This is a genomic window from Candidatus Cloacimonadota bacterium (genome assembly GCA_011372345.1).
Classification (GTDB): domain Bacteria; phylum Cloacimonadota; class Cloacimonadia; order Cloacimonadales; family TCS61; genus DRTC01.
The window spans coordinates 1-2206 of record DRTC01000479.1 but is presented as its reverse complement, the minus strand read 5'-3'; the positions used below and the strand labels follow the sequence as shown (position 1 = coordinate 2206).

Here is a 2206-nt window from a genome sequence, read left to right as displayed (position 1 = left end):
AGTCGGCAAACCAAGATGCTCGAAATCAGTTTGTAATGAAGACCGGATTTCCCGGGGTGTAAAAAATTTCTGTTCATTGAGAAATAATTCGAGAATGGCAGCGCGTTTGGGAGTTATTTTCAGGTTATTTTTCCTTAAAATATTCAAGTATTCCTGTTTTCCCATAATTCCTTTTAAATAAAAATCATTTCTATTTAGAGAAAATAATAATTTTTTTATAAAAAAAAGCAAAAATAATTTGACATTAAAAAATGAATTGTATAATTTGTATATAAAGTTATATTTATTTTGGAGATGAATTATGACTACTCAAATGATCATAAGAATTGAATCAGAATTAAAGAACAAAGTTTCTCTCCTGGCTCAATCTGAAGGAAAGAAGTTAAGCAGTCTCGTTAGAGAACTTCTTGAAAGTTATGTTAAGGAAAGAGATATTAGTGCTTATATAGATGATTTATGGAATCGAATTGGAGACAATCTCAAATACAAAAAAATCACACAAGATGATATTAAGACAGCAATAAGAAAGGTTAGAGCAGAAAAATGATCAGAGTTGTGATAGACACCAATATTTTTGTCTCTTCATTTTTTGGTGGTTATCCCAGAAAAATAATTTCATATTGGAAAAACAGAAAATTACTTTTATGCCTTTCACGACCAATTGTTGATGAATATTTCAAAGTTTTCCAACGACTTGGTTTAGGAACAAAGGAACAATTCAAAGAGTTGGTAAGTCTTTTTGCAAATGGATATAATATTGTTTTTACCTCCAAAACTCCTGAACTGAAAATAGTTGAAAACGATCCTGATGATGATAAATTTATAGAATGTGCAGTTGCACTTAATGGAGATTACATCATTTCGGGAGATAAACACTTGCTTGATATTCAAAAATACATAAATATAAAAATTGTTACACCAAAACAGTTCATGGATATTTTTACCGTGAAGTCTCGATAAACTTTAAATATACTTTTTGTCGCATAATCCACTTTAAAATGAATAAAATTATATTTCATTACAAAAAAGCTTCTCAATCCTGAATTTATTTTGAAATTTCTTTCTTTTTCTGCTTGATCAAAAACACAAACGGAATCGATCCCAAAGCCAGGAATACAGCGATTTTATAAGTAATTTCCAAACCAATTCGATCCGCCAGAAATCCTACAAATAAAGTCATAACGGAACTGACAGCAAAATTGATGGTCATATAAATTCCATTCAGGAATGACATGTGTTCGGAATCGATATCATGAACTAAAGCCAGCAGAACCGAACTAGATGCCAGCAGGAAAAATCCGGTGATAATTAAAATCGGAATAAGAAGGACTCCGTTAAACGAAATAAAAAGCCACATTAAAATCGGATTCATTATCGCAATTATCAGTAGAGAATTTTTCCTCCCGATCTTGTCGGAAATTGTTCCAGCCAGAAAAGTCCCGGCTGCTCCTGATAATTGTAAAATCGAAAGAGAAATTCCGGCAAACCAGAGATTGACTCCTTTTGATGTCAGATAAGTCGGTAAATACAAAGTAAGTGTTGATTTCATCGCAGATCGAAAGAAAACAAATCCGGTAAGAGTGATAAAAAAAGGTAGAAATTTCAAAAAAGTTTGCTTTATTCCGACTTCCTGTTTTCTCTCAAAATCCCTTCTAATTTCAATTTTCCTTAACCTTAAATAAAGAATTATCGATGCTAAAATCCCGAAAGGAATCAACCTGTAGGTTCCTTCCAATGTCCAGAGAGTTACTGCTCCTAAAATGACAAGAGGTCCCAGAGTCCTGGCGAGTTCTCCACCCAGCATGAAGAAACTCATTCCTTTCCCGATCCTGTTTCCAGCAACATATTTGATCATCACAGGTCCGGCTACATGGAAAAGAGAAGTGCTGATCCCGGTTACGAACAGCAAAACCAGAAGGATGAAATAACTGGAAGCAACTCCTAATAGACTCATGGCAATGGAAGTTAGAGCAGGCGCAATTATCACGAATAAACGCACACTCATTCTATCAGCAAGTAATCCCACAAATGGATTCAAAATTGAAGGGATCCTGCGGATAACATCCAATGAACCTGCTGCAAATAAGGAAATATTAAGTTTGGTGATGAGCAACGGCAGGATCGGTGCTAAAAATGAAGTATAAACATCATGCAGCAAGTGAGAAAAGGAAATTATCAGGACATTTCCGGATTGAAATTTTTTTTT

At 33.9% G+C, this 2206-nt stretch carries 4 protein-coding genes; 2 read left to right on the top strand and 2 right to left on the bottom strand.

Annotated features, from left to right (window positions below):
- Positions 1-165, bottom strand: a 165-nt coding sequence (locus ENL20_09320; protein HHE38757.1) for a transcriptional repressor, incomplete at its 3' end; no start/stop codon positions are given.
- A gap of 136 nt (positions 166-301) precedes the next feature.
- Here ENL20_09320 and ENL20_09315 point away from each other — a divergent pair.
- Complete coding sequence (locus ENL20_09315) at positions 302-547, top strand: CopG family transcriptional regulator (protein ID HHE38756.1); 246 nt, start codon at positions 302-304, stop codon at positions 545-547.
- The gene (locus tag ENL20_09310; protein ID HHE38755.1) at positions 544-960 is read left to right on the top strand and encodes a putative toxin-antitoxin system toxin component, PIN family; all 417 of its coding nucleotides are present in this window, start codon (positions 544-546) and stop codon (positions 958-960) included. The genes ENL20_09315 and ENL20_09310 overlap by 4 nt, the downstream gene beginning before the upstream one ends.
- 85 nt (positions 961-1045) lie before the next feature.
- Here the strand turns inward: ENL20_09310 and ENL20_09305 are convergent.
- Positions 1046-2206 (bottom strand): MFS transporter (locus ENL20_09305; protein ID HHE38754.1); only part of this gene is annotated, 1161 nt, incomplete at its 5' end.